Origin of the sequence: Pantoea sp. sgz302252 (assembly GCF_042610525.1) — a bacterium.
Lineage (GTDB): Bacteria > Pseudomonadota > Gammaproteobacteria > Enterobacterales > Enterobacteriaceae > Erwinia.
In genome coordinates this window covers 339,900-355,634 of the sequence record NZ_JBHDVM010000004.1, presented here as the reverse complement: position 1 = coordinate 355,634, position 15,735 = coordinate 339,900, and the positions used below count along the sequence as shown (strand labels likewise).

At 52.0% G+C, this 15,735-nt stretch carries 23 protein-coding genes; 15 read left to right on the top strand and 8 right to left on the bottom strand.

Translation table 11 applies throughout. The features are described from left to right. The first annotated feature begins 3 nt into the window (after nucleotides 1–3). Nucleotides 4–756, top strand: a complete 753-nt coding sequence (locus tag ACETPC_RS10010) for an SDR family NAD(P)-dependent oxidoreductase (protein ID WP_380180915.1) — start codon at nucleotides 4–6, stop codon at nucleotides 754–756. Nucleotides 757–831: 75 nt separating this feature from the next. On the opposite strand, the gene ACETPC_RS10005 is transcribed toward ACETPC_RS10010, so the two are convergent. Then, nucleotides 832–1,893 (bottom strand): LacI family DNA-binding transcriptional regulator, encoded by a 1,062-nt coding sequence (locus ACETPC_RS10005; RefSeq protein WP_380180913.1) that lies wholly within the window; start codon nucleotides 1,891–1,893, stop codon nucleotides 832–834. A gap of 287 nt (nucleotides 1,894–2,180) precedes the next feature. Here ACETPC_RS10005 and ACETPC_RS10000 point away from each other — a divergent pair, with 287 nt between their 5' ends. The 7 genes from ACETPC_RS10000 to ACETPC_RS09970 all read left to right on the top strand — a co-directional run bounded on the left by ACETPC_RS10000 (nucleotide 2,181) and on the right by ACETPC_RS09970 (nucleotide 8,396). Beyond that, nucleotides 2,181–2,501, top strand: coding sequence for a PTS sugar transporter subunit IIB (locus tag ACETPC_RS10000; RefSeq protein WP_380180911.1), 321 nt, complete (start codon nucleotides 2,181–2,183; stop codon nucleotides 2,499–2,501). Continuing rightward, nucleotides 2,501–3,820, top strand: a complete 1,320-nt coding sequence (locus tag ACETPC_RS09995; RefSeq protein WP_380180909.1) for a PTS sugar transporter subunit IIC — start codon at nucleotides 2,501–2,503, stop codon at nucleotides 3,818–3,820. The genes ACETPC_RS10000 and ACETPC_RS09995 overlap by 1 nt, the downstream gene beginning before the upstream one ends. 8 nt (nucleotides 3,821–3,828) lie before the next feature. Next, nucleotides 3,829–4,152: a PTS lactose/cellobiose transporter subunit IIA gene (locus ACETPC_RS09990; protein ID WP_380181065.1), complete on the top strand. Its 324-nt coding sequence runs from the start codon at nucleotides 3,829–3,831 to the stop codon at nucleotides 4,150–4,152. A gap of 25 nt (nucleotides 4,153–4,177) precedes the next feature. Continuing rightward, nucleotides 4,178–5,614, top strand: coding sequence for a 6-phospho-beta-glucosidase (locus ACETPC_RS09985; protein WP_380180907.1), 1,437 nt, complete (start codon nucleotides 4,178–4,180; stop codon nucleotides 5,612–5,614). Nucleotides 5,615–5,657: 43 nt separating this feature from the next. Then, nucleotides 5,658–6,530 (top strand): ROK family protein, encoded by an 873-nt coding sequence (locus ACETPC_RS09980; protein ID WP_380180905.1) that lies wholly within the window; start codon nucleotides 5,658–5,660, stop codon nucleotides 6,528–6,530. A gap of 108 nt (nucleotides 6,531–6,638) precedes the next feature. Continuing rightward, nucleotides 6,639–8,048, top strand: a complete 1,410-nt coding sequence (locus tag ACETPC_RS09975; protein WP_380180903.1) for a 6-phospho-beta-glucosidase — start codon at nucleotides 6,639–6,641, stop codon at nucleotides 8,046–8,048. A gap of 93 nt (nucleotides 8,049–8,141) precedes the next feature. Then, nucleotides 8,142–8,396 (top strand): YrhK family protein, encoded by a 255-nt coding sequence (locus ACETPC_RS09970; RefSeq protein ID WP_380180901.1) that lies wholly within the window; start codon nucleotides 8,142–8,144, stop codon nucleotides 8,394–8,396. 92 nt (nucleotides 8,397–8,488) lie between these two features. On the opposite strand, the gene ACETPC_RS09965 is transcribed toward ACETPC_RS09970, so the two are convergent. Next, nucleotides 8,489–8,623 (bottom strand): hypothetical protein, encoded by a 135-nt coding sequence (locus tag ACETPC_RS09965; protein WP_380180899.1) that lies wholly within the window; start codon nucleotides 8,621–8,623, stop codon nucleotides 8,489–8,491. Nucleotides 8,624–8,755: 132 nt separating this feature from the next. On the opposite strand from ACETPC_RS09965, the gene ACETPC_RS09960 reads away from it, so the two are divergent. Next, a complete protein-coding gene (locus ACETPC_RS09960) occupies nucleotides 8,756–9,424 on the top strand; it encodes an SOS response-associated peptidase family protein (protein ID WP_380180897.1) in 669 nt (222 codons plus the stop codon). Between the two features lie 48 nt (nucleotides 9,425–9,472). Here the strand turns inward: ACETPC_RS09960 and ACETPC_RS09955 are convergent, their stop codons facing one another. Continuing rightward, a complete protein-coding gene (locus ACETPC_RS09955; protein ID WP_380180895.1) occupies nucleotides 9,473–9,649 on the bottom strand; it encodes a hypothetical protein in 177 nt (58 codons plus the stop codon). Nucleotides 9,650–9,963: 314 nt separating this feature from the next. Between ACETPC_RS09955 and ACETPC_RS09950 the strand changes: the two genes are divergently transcribed. Next, nucleotides 9,964–10,236 (top strand): hypothetical protein, encoded by a 273-nt coding sequence (locus tag ACETPC_RS09950; protein WP_380181063.1) that lies wholly within the window; start codon nucleotides 9,964–9,966, stop codon nucleotides 10,234–10,236. 88 nt (nucleotides 10,237–10,324) lie between these two features. On the opposite strand, the gene ACETPC_RS09945 is transcribed toward ACETPC_RS09950, so the two are convergent. From ACETPC_RS09945 to ACETPC_RS09935, 3 genes are all read right to left on the bottom strand, one after another. Further along, the gene (locus ACETPC_RS09945) at nucleotides 10,325–11,089 is read right to left on the bottom strand and encodes an SDR family NAD(P)-dependent oxidoreductase (RefSeq protein WP_380180894.1); all 765 of its coding nucleotides are present in this window, start codon (nucleotides 11,087–11,089) and stop codon (nucleotides 10,325–10,327) included. A 136-nt stretch (nucleotides 11,090–11,225) separates the two neighbouring features. After that, nucleotides 11,226–11,693 (bottom strand): GNAT family N-acetyltransferase, encoded by a 468-nt coding sequence (locus ACETPC_RS09940; protein ID WP_380180892.1) that lies wholly within the window; start codon nucleotides 11,691–11,693, stop codon nucleotides 11,226–11,228. A 506-nt stretch (nucleotides 11,694–12,199) separates the two neighbouring features. Then, complete coding sequence (locus ACETPC_RS09935; RefSeq protein WP_380180890.1) at nucleotides 12,200–12,649, bottom strand: PACE efflux transporter; 450 nt, start codon at nucleotides 12,647–12,649, stop codon at nucleotides 12,200–12,202. Between the two features lie 160 nt (nucleotides 12,650–12,809). Here ACETPC_RS09935 and ACETPC_RS09930 point away from each other — a divergent pair, with 160 nt between their 5' ends. The 4 genes from ACETPC_RS09930 (at nucleotide 12,810) to ACETPC_RS09915 (ending at nucleotide 14,549) form a co-directional block, all read left to right on the top strand. Next, nucleotides 12,810–12,971 carry a hypothetical protein gene (locus tag ACETPC_RS09930; RefSeq protein ID WP_380180889.1) on the top strand — a complete coding sequence of 54 codons (162 nt, stop codon included), beginning with the start codon at nucleotides 12,810–12,812 and terminating at the stop codon, nucleotides 12,969–12,971. 190 nt (nucleotides 12,972–13,161) lie between these two features. After that, nucleotides 13,162–13,542: a putative holin gene (locus ACETPC_RS09925; RefSeq protein WP_380180887.1), complete on the top strand. Its 381-nt coding sequence runs from the start codon at nucleotides 13,162–13,164 to the stop codon at nucleotides 13,540–13,542. Further along, nucleotides 13,529–13,816, top strand: a complete 288-nt coding sequence (locus ACETPC_RS09920; protein WP_380180885.1) for a phage holin family protein — start codon at nucleotides 13,529–13,531, stop codon at nucleotides 13,814–13,816. The genes ACETPC_RS09925 and ACETPC_RS09920 overlap by 14 nt, the downstream gene beginning before the upstream one ends. 532 nt (nucleotides 13,817–14,348) lie before the next feature. Further along, nucleotides 14,349–14,549 (top strand): hypothetical protein, encoded by a 201-nt coding sequence (locus ACETPC_RS09915; protein ID WP_380180883.1) that lies wholly within the window; start codon nucleotides 14,349–14,351, stop codon nucleotides 14,547–14,549. On the opposite strand, the gene ACETPC_RS09910 is transcribed toward ACETPC_RS09915, so the two are convergent. Beyond that, entirely contained in the window at nucleotides 14,546–14,779 is a 234-nt protein-coding gene (locus ACETPC_RS09910) for a hypothetical protein (RefSeq protein ID WP_380180881.1), read from the bottom strand. The genes ACETPC_RS09915 and ACETPC_RS09910 overlap by 4 nt on opposite strands. Nucleotides 14,780–15,075: 296 nt before the next feature. Next, the gene (locus ACETPC_RS09905; protein ID WP_380180879.1) at nucleotides 15,076–15,321 is read right to left on the bottom strand and encodes a DinI-like family protein; all 246 of its coding nucleotides are present in this window, start codon (nucleotides 15,319–15,321) and stop codon (nucleotides 15,076–15,078) included. Between the two features lie 193 nt (nucleotides 15,322–15,514). Here ACETPC_RS09905 and ACETPC_RS09900 point away from each other — a divergent pair, with 193 nt between their 5' ends. Beyond that, nucleotides 15,515–15,730 carry a YgdI/YgdR family lipoprotein gene (locus ACETPC_RS09900; protein ID WP_380180877.1) on the top strand — a complete coding sequence of 72 codons (216 nt, stop codon included), beginning with the start codon at nucleotides 15,515–15,517 and terminating at the stop codon, nucleotides 15,728–15,730. The last annotated feature ends 5 nt before the right edge of the window (nucleotides 15,731–15,735 follow it).

Genomic DNA, 15,735 nt, shown 5'->3' with positions numbered 1-15,735 from the left:
ACTATGAGTACGCTGGCAGGTAAAACCATTCTGGTCACTGGCGCGACTAAAGGTATCGGCAGTGAAATCGTGAAGGCCCTGCACGCTGAGGGCGCTGAGATAATAGGGCACTATGGCCGCGACGAGGCAAGCGCCCGACAGATGCTGGCAACCTGGCCCGAACGGTTGCAACTGGTAAGGGCAGATTTGTCCCATGCCGATGGCGCGGCAACGCTGTGGCAGCAGGCAACGGATTTAGCCGACAACATTGATGTACTGGTGAATAACGCGGGAATTTATTGCGCCTCTCCGCTGGACAGCGCTGAAGCGTGGCAACAGGGCTGGCAGGTGAACCTTCAGGTGAATCTCCAGGCGCCCGCTGATTTATGCCGGTTAGCTATCCATCATTACAGCTCACGCGGCGGCGGCATCATCATCAATATGGCAAGCCGCTCGTCGCACCGGGGTGACGGGCCTGAACATTTGGCTTATGGCGCGGCTAAAGGTGGTTTGCTGGCGCTGACCAAAGGGATCGCGCGAGGTTATGGCGACAGAAATGTGCTGGCCTATGCGCTGGCACCGGGCTGGGTACGCACAGCAATGGCTGAAGATCATATCGCCAGCGTAGGGGAAACGGCGGTGGCAGCTGGCCTGCCGTTACGTGAAGTGACGCCGCCATCCGATGTGGCCGCGATGGTGGCATTCCTGGCCAGCGGGCGCTGCCGTCATGCCACAGGATCGACTATTGATATTACCGGCGCAGATTACGTACGCTAGTATCAATCCAGAAGGTACGCAGCAATGCGCACCTGAGATACTGCCTCAGCCGATGTCGTTATGACATCGGCTTTTTTACGAGAGGGATCCTTTACTGGTTTTATTATCCTTTGCGGAAACGAGATCGCCATAAGGCCCCGATCCTACCGATTGCCGCCGTATCAGCTCGCCCGGCATCAGCGCCAGCGGCTCAACTTTTTCGCCATCCAGCATTTTCGCCAGCTGCATCATCGCGCTGGAAACCATCTTATCGACCGGTACGCGCACCGTGGTTAAGGCGGGCGTCAAAAATGCCGCGACGGGAATATCGTCAAAGCTCAGCAGCGAAACGTCATCCGGCACTTTCAGGCCCGCCGTAGTTAGCGCACAGATAGCGCCGATAGCCATATCGTCGTTGCTGGCAACAATGGCGGAAAAGGGCGCTTTACGCTGCAATAGCTCAACGGCAGCCTGCCTGCCGCTCTCGTTGGTCCAGCCGCCTTCCAGCATCAGCTCTGGCTGCGGCGCGATACCATGTAGTTGCAATGCCGCCAGATAGCCATTTAATCGGCTGAGACCGGTATGCGATCCCGTCAGGCCTTTGATAAAAGCAATCTCTCTGTGGCCCTGATTAATAAGGTAGCTAACCGCCTGCAAAGTATCTTTCTCATGATCGGCGCAAACCGCGTAGTGCGGAAACTTTTTTAATCTGCGGTTCAGCACCAGCAGCGGCTTGCTGATAGTTGGGATCAGCTCGTCGATCTCCTCAACGCTCAGCGAGCGCGGATAAAGGATCAGGGCATCGCAACGGCTATCCACCAAAAAATGGATGGCCTGGCGCTCCTGTTCCGCCGTGTGCTTGCCATCCGCCAGCACCAGCTGCGAGCCCAGCTGTTCGGTCAGCGTGGCGACCTGGTAAAGCAGCTCGCTGAAAAACGGCCCGTTATACAGCGTATTGGGCACCATCAGCCCGATGCTCTGGCTTCTGTTGGTTGCCAGGTTGCGCGCCAGCAGGTTAGGGCGATAGCCCATCTCCTCTACGGCGCTCATCACCTTGTCCCGTACCGTTTTAGAAACATAGCCGTGTCCGGCCAGTACGCGAGAAACGGTCGCTTTTGAGACGCCAGCGCGTCTGGCCACATCCAGCATAGTTGTCATGGGCAGTTTCCTGTCTGTATCGGCCGGTCATTGTAACTAAAAACGCCGCGGGTAAAACCCGTAAATGCAAGTCCATTTAAAACCAGTAAAGCAGAGCGTAGCCGTAAATTTAATTAAGGTAGAGGTAATTAAATAATCTGTAACCGGTCTCACATTATTTTTGTAGTACAAAAAATTATACCCTTATCTCATTGCAAGACGGATCACAAAAAAAGAAAACAAAATCTGTAACCGGTTGCAGGTACGCAGAATGGCGCGTAAAAGTTCAGAAAACAAAGGGGGATGTTATGATCAAGATTTTATTATGTTGTTCGGCCGGAATGTCCACCAGCATGGTGGTACAGCGTATGGAAAAAGCCGCGCTGAAACAGGGGGTTGAGGCCAAAATTCAGGCTGTTGGTATGGAGGAATTCAGCGAAAAAATTAGCGATTACGATTGCTGCCTGCTGGGCCCGCAGATCAAATACAAACTGAACGATTTCCAGAAATGTGCAGAAGAATACCATAAGCCCGTCGCCGTCATTAATACCATGGATTACGGCATGCTTAACGGCGAGAAAATATTGCAGTCCGCCCTGTCGCTTATTGCATCTCATCAGGGGGCATAATGAGCACACTGGCCGATTCGCTGTTTGGCGTGATTGAAAATCGCATCAGCCCGGTAGCCGCGCGATTATCTTCACAAAGACATGTCGTTGCTATTAAAGACGGTTTTATTGCTTCCATGCCGTTTTTAATCGTGGGTTCTTTTATGCTGCTGTTTTCCCATCCGCCATTCAGCGAAAACAGCCAGTGGGCAGTGGCAAAATGGTGGCTGGGTATGGTGCACCGCTACAATGACCAGCTGATGATGCCCTATAACATGACCATGGGCATTATGGCGGTCTTTATTACCGGCGCTATTGCCTACAACCTGGCGCAGAGCTACAAGCTTAACGGGTTGATGGCCGCGCTGCTCTCGTTAATGACTTTTTTACTGATTGCCGCGCCACAAAAAGAGGGCGCGCTGCCGATCGCTTCGCTGGGCGGCGAGGGTATTTTCACGGGCATTCTTATCAGCCTTTACTGTACCGAAGTGATGCACTTGCTGACCAGGTACAATATCGGCTTTAAGCTGCCGGAACAGGTACCGCCCAAGATCCGGCAATCTTTCGATCTGCTGATCCCGATCCTGCTGATCTTCCTGACGCTCTACCCGCTGAACCTGTTTATGGAGAGCCACTTCGGCATGATCCTGCCGCAGGCGATCATGTCCCTGTTTGCGCCCATTATCTCCGCAGCGGATTCGCTACCGGCGGTGCTGATTGCGGTGCTGCTTTGCCATCTGCTCTGGTTTGCCGGGATCCACGGCGCGGCCATCGTCGGCGGGCTGTTACAGGCGTTCTGGCTGACCAACCTTGGGATTAACCAGGAGGCCCTGAACTCGGGCCAGGAGGTGGTGAAGGTCTTCATTGAGCCTTTCTGGCAATTCTTTATCACAGTTGGCGGTTCGGGCGCGACTATGGGTCTGGCGATCCTCTATTTGCGCAGCCGGTCTGCGCATCTGCGGTCGATAGGCCGTCTGGGTATTGTCCCCGGCATGTTTAATATCAATGAACCGATCATCTTCGGCTCGCCGGTGGTAATGAATCCCTTGCTGTTTATCCCCTTTATCGCTACGCCGTTAATCAACGCGGTAATAGCCTGGACGGCAACGCGTACAAATCTAATCAACCATGTGATCTCTCTGGCACCGTGGACAACGCCCGGCCCGATCGGTGCGGCCTGGTCAACCGGCTGGGACTGGCGCGCGGTAGTGCTGGTCGCGTTCCTGATTGGCCTTTCCACACTAATTTACTACCCGTTCTTCAAAATGTACGAGCGCCAGCTGCTGCAACAAGAGGCGGAGATGGCTAATGAAATGACTCTGGCAGAGGAGATGAAATAGTGGAGGAGATGGAAACCACCGTAATGGAGCTGATTATCAATGCCGGCGAGGCCCGTTCCTGTTCCATGCAGGCGCTGCAGGCGGCGAGAAAGCATAGCTGGGAAGAGGCGGAGGCGGCGCTGCAAGAGGCGACCAGAGCCACGCGAGAAGCGCACAGGATCCAGACAGAACTGATCGGTGCGGACGAAGGCTGCGGCAAGATCCCGGTGAACCTGATCCTGGTGCACGCCCAGGATCACCTGATGAACGCCATGCTGTGCCGTGAGCTGGTGGAAGAGATTATCTATCTGCATCGTGAAATGCAGGAGCTGACTAAAACCCGTACGCAATAAGCGCGTAGCCGTAAAAGGAATCATTATGTCTGAGAAATTACCCGCCGATTTTTTATGGGGAGGCGCGGTCGCCGCGCATCAGGTTGAAGGCGGCTGGCAGGAAGGCGGCAAAGGCCCCAGTATCGTGGATGTGCTGACGGGCGGTTCGCACGGCGTGGATCGGGAAATCACCGATGGCGTGATCGAGGGCAAAAACTACCCCAACCATCTGGCCACGGATTTTTACCACCGCTACAAAGAAGATATCGCGCTGTTTGCGGAAATGGGCTTCAAATGCTTCCGCACCTCTATTGCCTGGACGAGAATTTTTCCCAAAGGGGACGAGCCGGAACCCAACGAAGCGGGGCTGAAATTTTACGACGAGGTATTCGACGAGCTGCTAAAGCACGGCATCGAACCCGTCATTACGCTGTCCCATTTTGAGATGCCTTTGCATCTGGTTAAGCAGTATGGCGGCTGGCTTAACCGTGAACTGATCGATCTCTTTGTACGCTATAGCGAGGTGGTGCTGAAACGCTATCGGCACAAAGTGAAGTACTGGATGACCTTTAACGAGATCAACAACCAGCGCAACTGGCGCAAGCCGCTGTATGGCTACAGTAATTCCGGGGTGATTTTCATCGACCATGAAAAACCGGAAGAGGTGATGTACCAGGTGCTGCATCATCAGTTTGTCGCCAGCGCCAGAGTAGTGAAGCTGGGCCACGCCATCAATCCGGATTTTAAAATCGGCTGTATGCTGGCGATGGTGCCGCTCTATCCCTGGTCCTGCCATCCGGACGACGTCATGTATGCGCAAAAAGCGATGCAGGAGCGCTATCTGTTTGGCGATGTGCATATGCGCGGCGCTTATCCTTCCTACATCCGCAAAGAGTGGGCGCTGCGCGGCTTTAACATTGAAATGGCGCCAGAAGACGAGCAGATCCTGCAGGAAGGGCGCACCGATTATCTGGGTTTCAGCTACTACATGAGCAACGCGGTGGAATACGCGACCGCTAAGCAAACCGAAAATACGCCGCTGGAGGCTTTCCCCGGCAGCCGCAAAAATCCGCACGTTAAAGCCTCCGACTGGGGCTGGCAGATCGATCCCGTGGGCCTGCGCTACACGCTTAACGCACTTTATGAGCGCTACCAGAAACCGCTGTTTATTGTGGAAAACGGCTTTGGCGCTTTCGATAAGGTTGAAAACGGCCAGGTTAACGACGACTACCGCATCAGCTATCTGCGCGAGCATATCGTGCAGATGAAAAAAGCGGTGCTGGAGGACGGCGTTGATCTGATGGGCTTTACGCCCTGGGGCTGTCTGGACTGCGTCTCGTTCGGCACGGGACAGTACGATAAGCGCTACGGCTTTATTTACGTCAACCGCAGCGACGACGGTTCCGGCGACTTTTCCCGCAGCAAAAAGAAAAGTTTTGACTGGTACAGGCAGGTTATCGCTTCTGATGGCGAAACGCTCTGACGCCAGCGCCCTGAAAACAGCCCCATAAGCCCGGAGCCTCTGCGTGAAAATAGCAGCTTATGATATTGGCGGCACCTCATTGAAAATGGGCGTCGTCACTGAACAAGGTAACATTGTCGCCCAGGATAAATCGGCTATACCGCATTTCTCCGGCGAGCATATTCTGTCGGCTATCCTGGCCTGGCTGGCAAATCACCAGGGCTGCGAAGGCGTAGCGCTGAGCGTTCCGGGCTACGTCGATCCCTGGACGGGCTTTGTCACTATGGGCGGATCTATCCGCGATTTTGACGGCTTCGCGCTAAAGACCTGGTTGCAGGATAAAACCGGGCTACCCGTAAGCGTGGAAAACGATGCCAACTGCGCGCTGCTGGCAGAGCGCTGGCTTGGCCAGGCGCAAACCATGCGCAACTTTTTAATGATGACCATAGGCACCGGCATCGGCGGCGCGCTGTTTTGCAACGGCGAGCTGGTGCGCGGCCATCGCTTCAGAGCGGGTGAATTCGGCTATCTGCTTAGCGAAAGGGCTGGCGCGGGCAGGCTAAACAGCTACACCATGAACGAAAACTGCACGCTGGCGGTGCTCAGAAGGCGTTATTCAGTGATTGCCGATAAGCCGCTGGCAGAGGTCACTGGCGAAGAGATATTCGCGCTCTACGACCAGGGCGATAAAATTTGCCAGCGTCTGGTGAATCAGTTTTTCCAGGATCTCTGCTCGGGGATCTATAACCTGGCGCACCTGTTTGACCCGGAATGTTTGTTTCTCGGCGGCGGCATTACCGAACGGCCAGCCTTTATTGATGAAATCAGATCGCATTTGGCCTGGTATGGCCTGTCGGTAACTATCGCCGGTGCCAGCCACGGCAATAGCGCCGGGCTGACGGGCGCGGTTTACCATTATCTGCACAGCCAGCGTTAATTAAGGCGTTTACAGAGATTGCTGTTAAATCATCCCTGCGGTGAGGAGCGCGGCTGCTTGTTTTAAGCCGGAACGCCTTTTAGCCGCTATTTATAAAGGAGTGCTTCCATGCAAAACAGAATAAAGATTGTCACCATCGGTGGCGGATCCAGCTATACCCCGGAATTAATAGAAGGCCTTATTCTGCGAAAGGATCTTTTACCCATTGCCGAGCTGTGGCTGGTGGATATTGCCGACGGCGCGGAGAAAATGGAGATTGTCGGCAATATGGCCAAACGGATGATCGCGGCGGCAGGCCTGGACTGGCAGGTGCACCTGACGCTGGATCGCCAGCAGGCGCTCAAAGACGCCGACTATGTCACCACGCAGTTCCGCGTTGGCTTATTGGATGCTCGCCTGAAAGATGAGGCTATCCCGCTGGCGAACGGTCTGCTGGGCCAGGAAACTAACGGCGCGGGCGGCATCTTCAAAGCGTTACGCACCATACCGGTGATCCTGGAGATTATTGAAGATATGCGCCGGCTCTGTCCAGACGCCTGGCTGGTGGACTTTACCAATCCGGCAGGCATGGTGACCGAAGCGGCAATTAAATACGGCAAGTGGGAGAAAACGGTCGGCCTGTGCAACGTGCCTTTCGGCCATATTACCCAGGCCTGCAAAGTGCTGGAGGCGGAAGAGGCCGATCTGGACTTTAAATTCGCCGGACTAAACCACTTTCACTGGCACCGCGTCTGGGATAAAGCGGGCAACGAGCGTACCGCGGAGCTAATAGAGAAAATTTACGCGCCGGAGCAGCGTGAAAAATCGGATGAGGGACTGAAAAATATTCACCAGATCCCTTTTTACTATGAGCAGGTAAAACATTTGGGTATTCTGCCATGCGGCTACCACCGCTACTACTATTTACAGGAGCCTATGCTGGCGCACGCCATCGAAGAATTTGAGCACTACGAAACGCGGGCGGAAGTGGTGAAAAAAACCGAGCGCCGCCTGTTTGAACTTTATAAAGACGTCAATCTTGACTATAAGCCAGAAGAGCTGAGCCAGCGCGGCGGGGCGCACTATAGCGACGCTGCCTGCGATCTTATCGCCGCCATTCAGAACAACACCGGCAAACAGATGGTGGTTTCGACGCGTAATAACGGCGCTATAGCCGATCTGCCGTTTGACTGCATAGTTGAAGTCACCGCAGCCATTACCGCGCATGGCGCAGAGCCATTACGGTGGGGAAGGCTGCCGCCATCGGCGCGCGGCATGATCCAGCTGATGAAGGCGATGGAGGAAACCACAATAGAGGCGGCCGTTAGCGGCGATTACGGTGCGGCGCTGCATGCGTTTATCCTTAACCCGCTGATCCCGGCAGGCGAAACGGCAATTAAAGTGCTGGATGCGCTGCTCTACGCGCATAAGGAATACCTGCCAAAATTTGCGGATAAAATCGCTGAAATAGAGCGGGAAAAGCCGGAGATCGTCACCTTCGTTAATGAACTCCTGGCCGATCGCAAAGCGCATGCCTGAGTTTGCATCCTGCTGCCTGCGGCGGCACCAGCTTTCGCCGCCGCTACTCTCCCGGCCAGCTGCTACCCTTATCAGCACAGATAAGGAGAAAGCATGGCTGCTAATAGTCGTAAAAAGGTCTTTGATTTCGGTTCGGAAGAGGTAGTGATTCAGCGTCGCTACAAATTTTTTGGCGCGCTAAACGATCTGTTTATCGCCATCTGGTTTCTGACCGGCAGCATCATGTTCTTTTTCGACTCGTTGATGACCGGCGGGACATGGCTGTTTGTGGTTGGCAGCCTGCAATTGCTGATGCGTCCTGCTATTACCGTTGCTGAACTAATCCACGTAAAAAAAATAGTTTCTTAAAAGGGCGCAAAGTTGCTGTGTCAGGTCTTTGCCATGCTAATAAATGCTTTGCGCCCTGGAGAAATCACATCGGTTTGCTGCTCTGAAAAAGTTTAGTACGAGCAGTAGCCACCTTTGTGATGAGGGCCGGTACCGCCATACGGATGCTGACCTTTGGGGCAGGCCATAGCCGAAGCGGAGAGCAGGCCTAACAGTGAAACCAGCAGAAACGCAGTCAGTTTTTTCATCTTTGTTCCCGATAAAGAGTAAAGCGCTGCTAATATACACCAATAAAATACAATAAGAATCCTGATAAAAAACCAGTAATAATTAGCATGATTAAGTTACATTTTGTTAATTTTATCCGGTATGGGGGCATTATGTGTGGACGTTTTACGCAGTACCGCTCGCGCGAGGCTTATCTGGAAGCTTTTGGCGATCGCCCTGAGCGGGAAATCGCTTACGATCCTGAGCCGGTAGGGCGCTATAACGTCGCGCCAGGCACGCGCGTGCTGTTGCTTAACGAGCGCGATCGGGCGCTGCATCTCGATCCCGTACAATGGGGTTACAGTCCGGTATGGTGGCATAAGCAGCCGCTGATTAACGCAAAGTCAGAAACGGCGGCTACAGGCAAAATGTTTAAACCTCTATGGCAAAGCGGACGCGCTATTGTTATGGCAGACGGCTGGTATGAGTGGAAACGCGACGGCAAAGTGAAACAGCCCTATTTTATTTACCATCAAAATGGCGGGCCGCTATTTTTTGCGGCTATCGGCAAAGCGCCTTTTGATAAAGAAGACGAAAACGAAGGCTTTGTGATCGTTACCGCAGCCAGCGACAAAGGGCTGCTGGATATCCACGATCGTCGGCCGCTGGTGTTGACGCCCGAGGCCGCGCTGGGGTGGATGAGCCAGGATACCACGCCAGCGCAGGCCAGCGAAATTGCGCATGATGGCACCGTGCCTGCCGGAGATTTTGCCTGGCATCCGGTAACAAAAGCCGTAGGGAATGTTAAAAATCAGGGAGCGGATCTGATTGATGAGATCTGAATAGCGGGCGTTCGCGCTATTCAAACGCCCGTATTAGCCGTTCAGCGATCAGGGATGACAGGCGGGATCGGCGGGGCAAAGACAGCCGACGCCCGGAAAGTAAATCTGGCCATCGGGACACTCTCCGTCTCCGACAGGGCCTGTTGTGTAAGTAGCAGCATTAGCAAGCGGTACGGTACTGAGCAGGACAATAAAAGTCAGCGGAATCAAAATGATTTTATTCATGACGTTTCCTCGCAGTAATTAAATGGCGGATGCCGTAATCAATTATAGAAAAATAGCGGCAGTAAGATGGAATTTACTAACTTAAACGGACTTAATCTGGCACCACTACCAGGTTTTTATTTTGGTGGTTCTTTCGTACCACTCTAATAAAGCCTGGTATAAATCAGGGCGCTTTCATATAGGGCGCTGCCGTTTTTGATGCAGTGCAAGGAACCGATTCGTGATCGAAAGTCTGGTGCAGTAGTCAAAACGCTATTATGGCAATTTTGCGGAGGGAAGGGTGAGTGAGACTTAAATCCACTTTCAGCTTATTTATGGTGTTGGCGATATTCTCAGGCATGGAGGCGTCCCAGGCTAAATCAGCCAGCCGCTTATCAGATGCGCAAGTTAAGCAGCAAATTATTGAAGAGTCGATCGACAGCTATTCCGGCAATTGCGCCTGTCCTTTCAATACTGCCAGCAACGGTAGCCGCTGCGGCAAAAGAAGCGCCTGGAGCAGGCCGGGTGGCGCGTCGCCAGTCTGCTATGCCAACGAAATTACGGCGGAAATGATCAAAGCGTGGCGAGAAGAGCACGGAAGTGATTAAAACGTAGTGCTTTTTGTATGGCCTGATAAATATGGCAAAGGCGGCGATAAACGCCGCCCTGCTCACAACTATAGAGGCGCCCTTGACCTCAGGCCTGTTTCGGCTGACCGTTAGAGGCCATGATGCCGCCATCAACGGGCAGATTGACGCCGGTGATATATTTAGCGTCATCGCTGGCGATAAAGGCTATAGCGCTGGCGATATCTTCCGGTTCGCCCGCGCGAGCCAGCGGGATACGCTCATAGAATTTATTCAGCAGCTGCTGGTTGTCTTTCATCTCTTCTGTCAGGTCGGTGAAAGTAAAACCAGGGCAAATAGCATTGACGCGCACGCCATCTTCGCCATAATCCATCGCCAGCGAGCGGGTAAAGTTGGTAACTGCACCCTTGGCCGCGTTATAAACGCTCATGCCCCAGTCGCCGCCCAGGCCGGAGACAGAAGAGACGTTAACCACATTGCCTTTGCTCTTCAGCAGCGCAGGCATAAAGTAGTGTACGCAATAGAAAACGCCGTCCAGATCGACCTTCATCAGCTTTTTCCAGTCTTCCAGGGCAATCTCATGGATGCGGCCCTGAACTATCTGCCCGGCATTGTTAACCAGCACGTCAACGCGACCATATTTATCCAGCACGGTACGGGATAACTTTTCTACCTGTTCTGCTTCGCCTACGTCACAGGGAACAACAAGGTGCTCGCCCTGGCTCAGCAAAGCCTGAGTTTTTTCCAGCTTCTCCTGAGTGCGGCCTACCAGCACAACCGAGGCGCCCTCGCTGGCGAAGCGTACCGCCGCCGCCTGACCAATGCCTGAACCTGCGCCGGTAACAACCACTACTTTTTGCTGAAAACGAGCCATCTTTTCCTCCTGTTGCGATAAAAAAGTGAGTAAAACACGCTTTTAACCCTGGCAGGCCTGAGGTGAATCGCAAGCCGAAACGGCAGGAAAATCATTTAAGTGGCTGTTTTTTATTCTGTTAATCAAATGTAACTTTTCATTCTGTTAAGCGGGAATGCATCTCCATACAGAGCAGATTGCCCGCCAGCGCCGAGTGATACAGCGTTTCCTTCACCACTGCAAAACCGTGGCGCTGATAAAATGTCACGGCATTAGGCGTAGAGGAGAGAGTCAGCGTTAAGATGCCTCTGGCAAGCGCCTCGCTTTTAATAGCCGCCAAAATCTGCGTGGCATAACCGTTACCCATATAGTCCGGCAGGGTAAAAATTGCCTCCACGCTCTGCTCTCTTAAATCCAGAAAACCTGTCGCTACCGGGAAACCTGGCTCGTCCGCCACAAAAAAAGGATTTTGGCTGATAGCGCGGATATAGCCGCCGGACATTTCATCTGGCGTCCAGGCCCGTACTGCTGCTGCGCCATAGGCTTCTTCGCACCCTGCGCGGATCGCCAGGTTGCGTATACGCCACAATGCCTGTGCCTCTTCAGGTTCTGCTCTTCTGACCATTTTCATTCCTTAATCCGGGCATAGCGCTTCGCCTTAGAATCTTTATCGCTGGCGAATGGCGGCTTATTGCTTATATTCAGACTGCTGACATAGCTAAAAAAGCTCAGGTGAACATCTGTTTTTTTACAGCAACTCCGCAGCTTTATGGCGGCAGAGGCTGAGCGGCCAGGCGGGGCGCATGGACGCGCCAACCGAGCCTACATGGAAGTATTTACGGCGTGTCCGTGTTCCGATCTGCCTCTGCTGCTCTGTCACAGATTTAAACGCGACCTGGGGTTTGTCATCAATCTCTTAAATTTCGTTTGGTAGCCGCAATATCATAGCTGTTAGCACGATTTCTTTTCGCCGAAGTGCGCTCATTCAGGGGGTGCGGTTACGCATCAGATAAAGCGCAAACTCATAAATCATATCTTCCATTTTGTACCTGACAGGCAGCGAAAAGGCGACAAAGCAGACGGCTATAAGCAGTAAAATGAGCAGACTCAATAAAATGATACGCAGCATTGTCACCTCTCAGCGCCCCGGTAAAGGTTAACCCAGTGAAACCTGAAAAAGTCGTACAGATAGTTAAACGCCAGGGTATAGGGAAGAAAAAAAGCCACCAGGCCGATCTCCAGCACAAAGGCTTTTGCCAGCGAGATAGCGAACCACCAGGCGGCAAACGGGATCAGCACGGCCAGCAGACCAGCTTCGAACAGTACCGCATGTAGGATCCTGGCCCACAAATTTCTTTTAAACCCAACTCGTTTCTGCACCGCGTCGAAAGCACGGTTAAAAATCACGTTCCACAGCATCGCCGTGATAGCCGACAGCGCGGCCAGTACGGCAGACTGGGTAACGGGTACCGACAACAGCATCGCCAGCATCAGCGCGATCAAAATATTGGCCAGCACCTCAAAAAGTATTGAGTGAAAAACTCTTTCTTTCAACGATTTGTTTAATTCAGTCTCTATCACAGTTTTAACCGGTCTCAATGTCTCGCCCGCCAGGGCTACAGATTAAGGGGGCGGTAGAGTAGCAATCCTGATAACCGGAAACTTTGTCTGCGGTCATTTCTTGTTCTTATCGCATAACCTCTCCTAAAAACCTGCGCCTTTGCCCTGGCCAGGCGGCAGCATGAAACTCAACAAACTGCTGGTCACAGTGAAAGCGCTTTGCGCTACCGGACAGGCGCCAACACTTTTGCCTCATTATTCAACGCGCTTTCGGCCTGAAGGCTGCGAAACGCGCCAGATAAGCCTGATGGGATGGCTGCGTCACAAAACGAGAATTAGCTGACGCAATAAAGCGAGAAATTTTCAGAATCAGCGCCAAATAAATTTACAGCAGGCTCACGCGTACGCATTTCCCGCACTAAGGTAAAAACAGCGACTACTCCAGCAGCAATAAATCGAAATTTTTATTCCTGGGCATACCGGGATTTTTTTCTCGTCCATTTGAGAAGACGCTGAAGCAGAAAGGGGGCTCTATGGTCATTCATGAGGTAATTGTGGGGATTGGTACGGTATCTTCAGCCGGAACGAGTGTGGCGAGCCAGTTGGCAGGCATGAATTACAGCGTGCTATTTGGTGCTTTTGCAGGATCTGTCTTTTATGTGGCGGGTGCGGCGGATATCACCCTGCGCGTTCGCGCCGCTTATTTTATCGTTTCCTGGATTGTTGGCGTGTTTGGTGCTGACGTAGTAGGGGAGAAGCTGGCGAGTATTCTGGGCTATAGCGACAGGCCGCTGGATGGTTTAGGCGCCGTGTTACTGTCAGCGCTGGCGATAAAAACCTTAACGTTCTTTAACCAGCAGGATCCGGCAGCCTGGCTGGCTCGTATAAAAGGAGGTTTCCATGGTCACAAGTGATCCAATGGTGATTGCTAATGTCGTCACCTGCTCGGCAATATCGCTGCGCCTGATGTTTTTTCGTAAGCCAGGCGCGCACCATGAATGGTGGGCTTCCTGGCTGGCCTATCTGTTAGTGGTAGCTTATGCTTCCGTGCCGTTTCGCTATTTTTTTGACAGCTATAGCCATACTAACTGGTCTTCGTTAATCATCAATCTGGTGTTCTGTGCAGCGGTGTTTCGTTCCAGAGGGAACGTGGCCGAGATCCTCGCCGTCTTACGTCCTCGTAAATAAGGCAGAGGGCTCTGGCAATCGGCAGTCCTGGCAGAGCCCTGTGATTATCTATGGCGCTAATAATTTCATCCAGGCAGCAATGTAATATTCCTTACCAAATGAATTAGCGGAAATAGTCTTGCGGTAGCGACTGCGGGCGCAAGCGCTGATGTAATATATTCAACCGGCTGGAAAATCCTGAGCTGCGACCGCTATTTTTAAAAGTAAAAAAATCGGTTTTTTTCTCCCTGAAGCCTAAAATTTTTCTACGGAAATGCTTTGTTACCGGGTATTTTTCTTAATTAAGGGAAAACGTACGATTTTCTTACACAATTTCGCCTGAGTAGATGATAATTCAGTAATTCGCGAATTTAATTAGCCAGGAATAATCTGTTTTTGGTCACGAAAGCCGGGTTTTTGCTGCGTAAAAAACCGCTTTCAGGCTTAAAAAGCATAAAAAAGGCGCAACTATTAAATCATAAAAAAATCAAGGGTTGAGATGCCGGGGCATTGCTCAGTAAAATAGGGCCAAAACTCAAATCAGGAGAATTTCGTGTCAGAAGCTGCGAATGTATATCATCCGGAACGACTGGAAGAAGCGAAGAATATCGCTTTGGGGTGGCGAATTGTAGGCCAGATGGAGCCGCAAACGCTGGAGGATGCTATCCAAATGCTGCGAGACAGTTCGGCCTACGCTACCCAGGTCTATGAACTGCTTTACGCCGAAATCGCTGAACAGCAGAAAAACCGCTAATCCCGTTCAGGCCGTTTGCTCTGGCGACGGCCCGCTAAGACCTGCCAGCTTTCCTGCGGATCGCCATAGCCGTAAAAGGGATCCAGCGTGCGGGCAATATTATCCGGTATGCATACCTGAATCGTCTTATTACAAATCTGCTCAATTTCCTGCCCGGTCAGCGGCGCGCCTTTTCGCCATTCCTCTTCCGTGAGCAATTTCACTAACGAAGGTAGAGTAATAATAGTCATAGTTTGTGCCCATGCGCTCTGTTTTAAATGTCTTCGGCAGGGTGAGGAAAAACTTTATCGCGAGCAGGAATTAAATATTTATAACTTAAATTTAACTTTTTGTTAATAACAGAGCAGGGCGGCATAAAGAGGAAACATCAGAAGGACTTATTTTTTAGATAAAAAAATGCCCGCAAAGAGGATAATCACGGGCCAACACCAGGGAAATTTTATCAGGGAATAGTGGCATGACGGCAGCAAAACGCAACCGTCAGCGGGCAGAAATGCGCGTTATACCGCATGAAATGCGAAAAAGATCAAAATTCTTCGGCAATCAGCCACTGATCGGCTTCGTCGAACATCTCTTCAATAATTCTCAACATTACCGATTTGTCGCTTTTGCTGGCGTCTGTTTTTACGCCGTTTGCCTGCATGGGTTTTACTTTGACTTCGGCATCGGGGAAAACTCGCTTAATGCGCTTTTCCAGTTCATCTAAAATCAGCTGCTGCGCGTTTGGTAAGCCCGCAACGTTGCGCTTATCGTAAATCAGTTCAACAAACATGAGAGGAGATCCCGGTTATAAATGCTGGATAAAAATACAGTTATTTTCATCGGGCTTCAACTGAAATTTGTCGATGAGGGCGATAACTTTTCTTCTCCGATCGCTACCCTGAACGCTTTTACAGCGCAGTAATCGTCAAAGGCTGCCGTACACACAGACTACACTTCTCTTCATTTACCAACGGAGAGATAAAATGAAAAAACGCCTGCTTTTTCCACTGATTGCCGCTTTTACCCTGCTGGGCGGCTGCTCCAGCGATCATATTCTGCATATGCGCGACGGCAGCACCAAAGTCGTGCAGGGCAAGCCCGAGATTGATAAGGCGACCGGCATGGTAATCTATACCGATGAAACCGGCAGACAGCAGGCGGTTAACCAGGCAGATATTGAAGAAATGGGCAGCCTGTAGCCCAG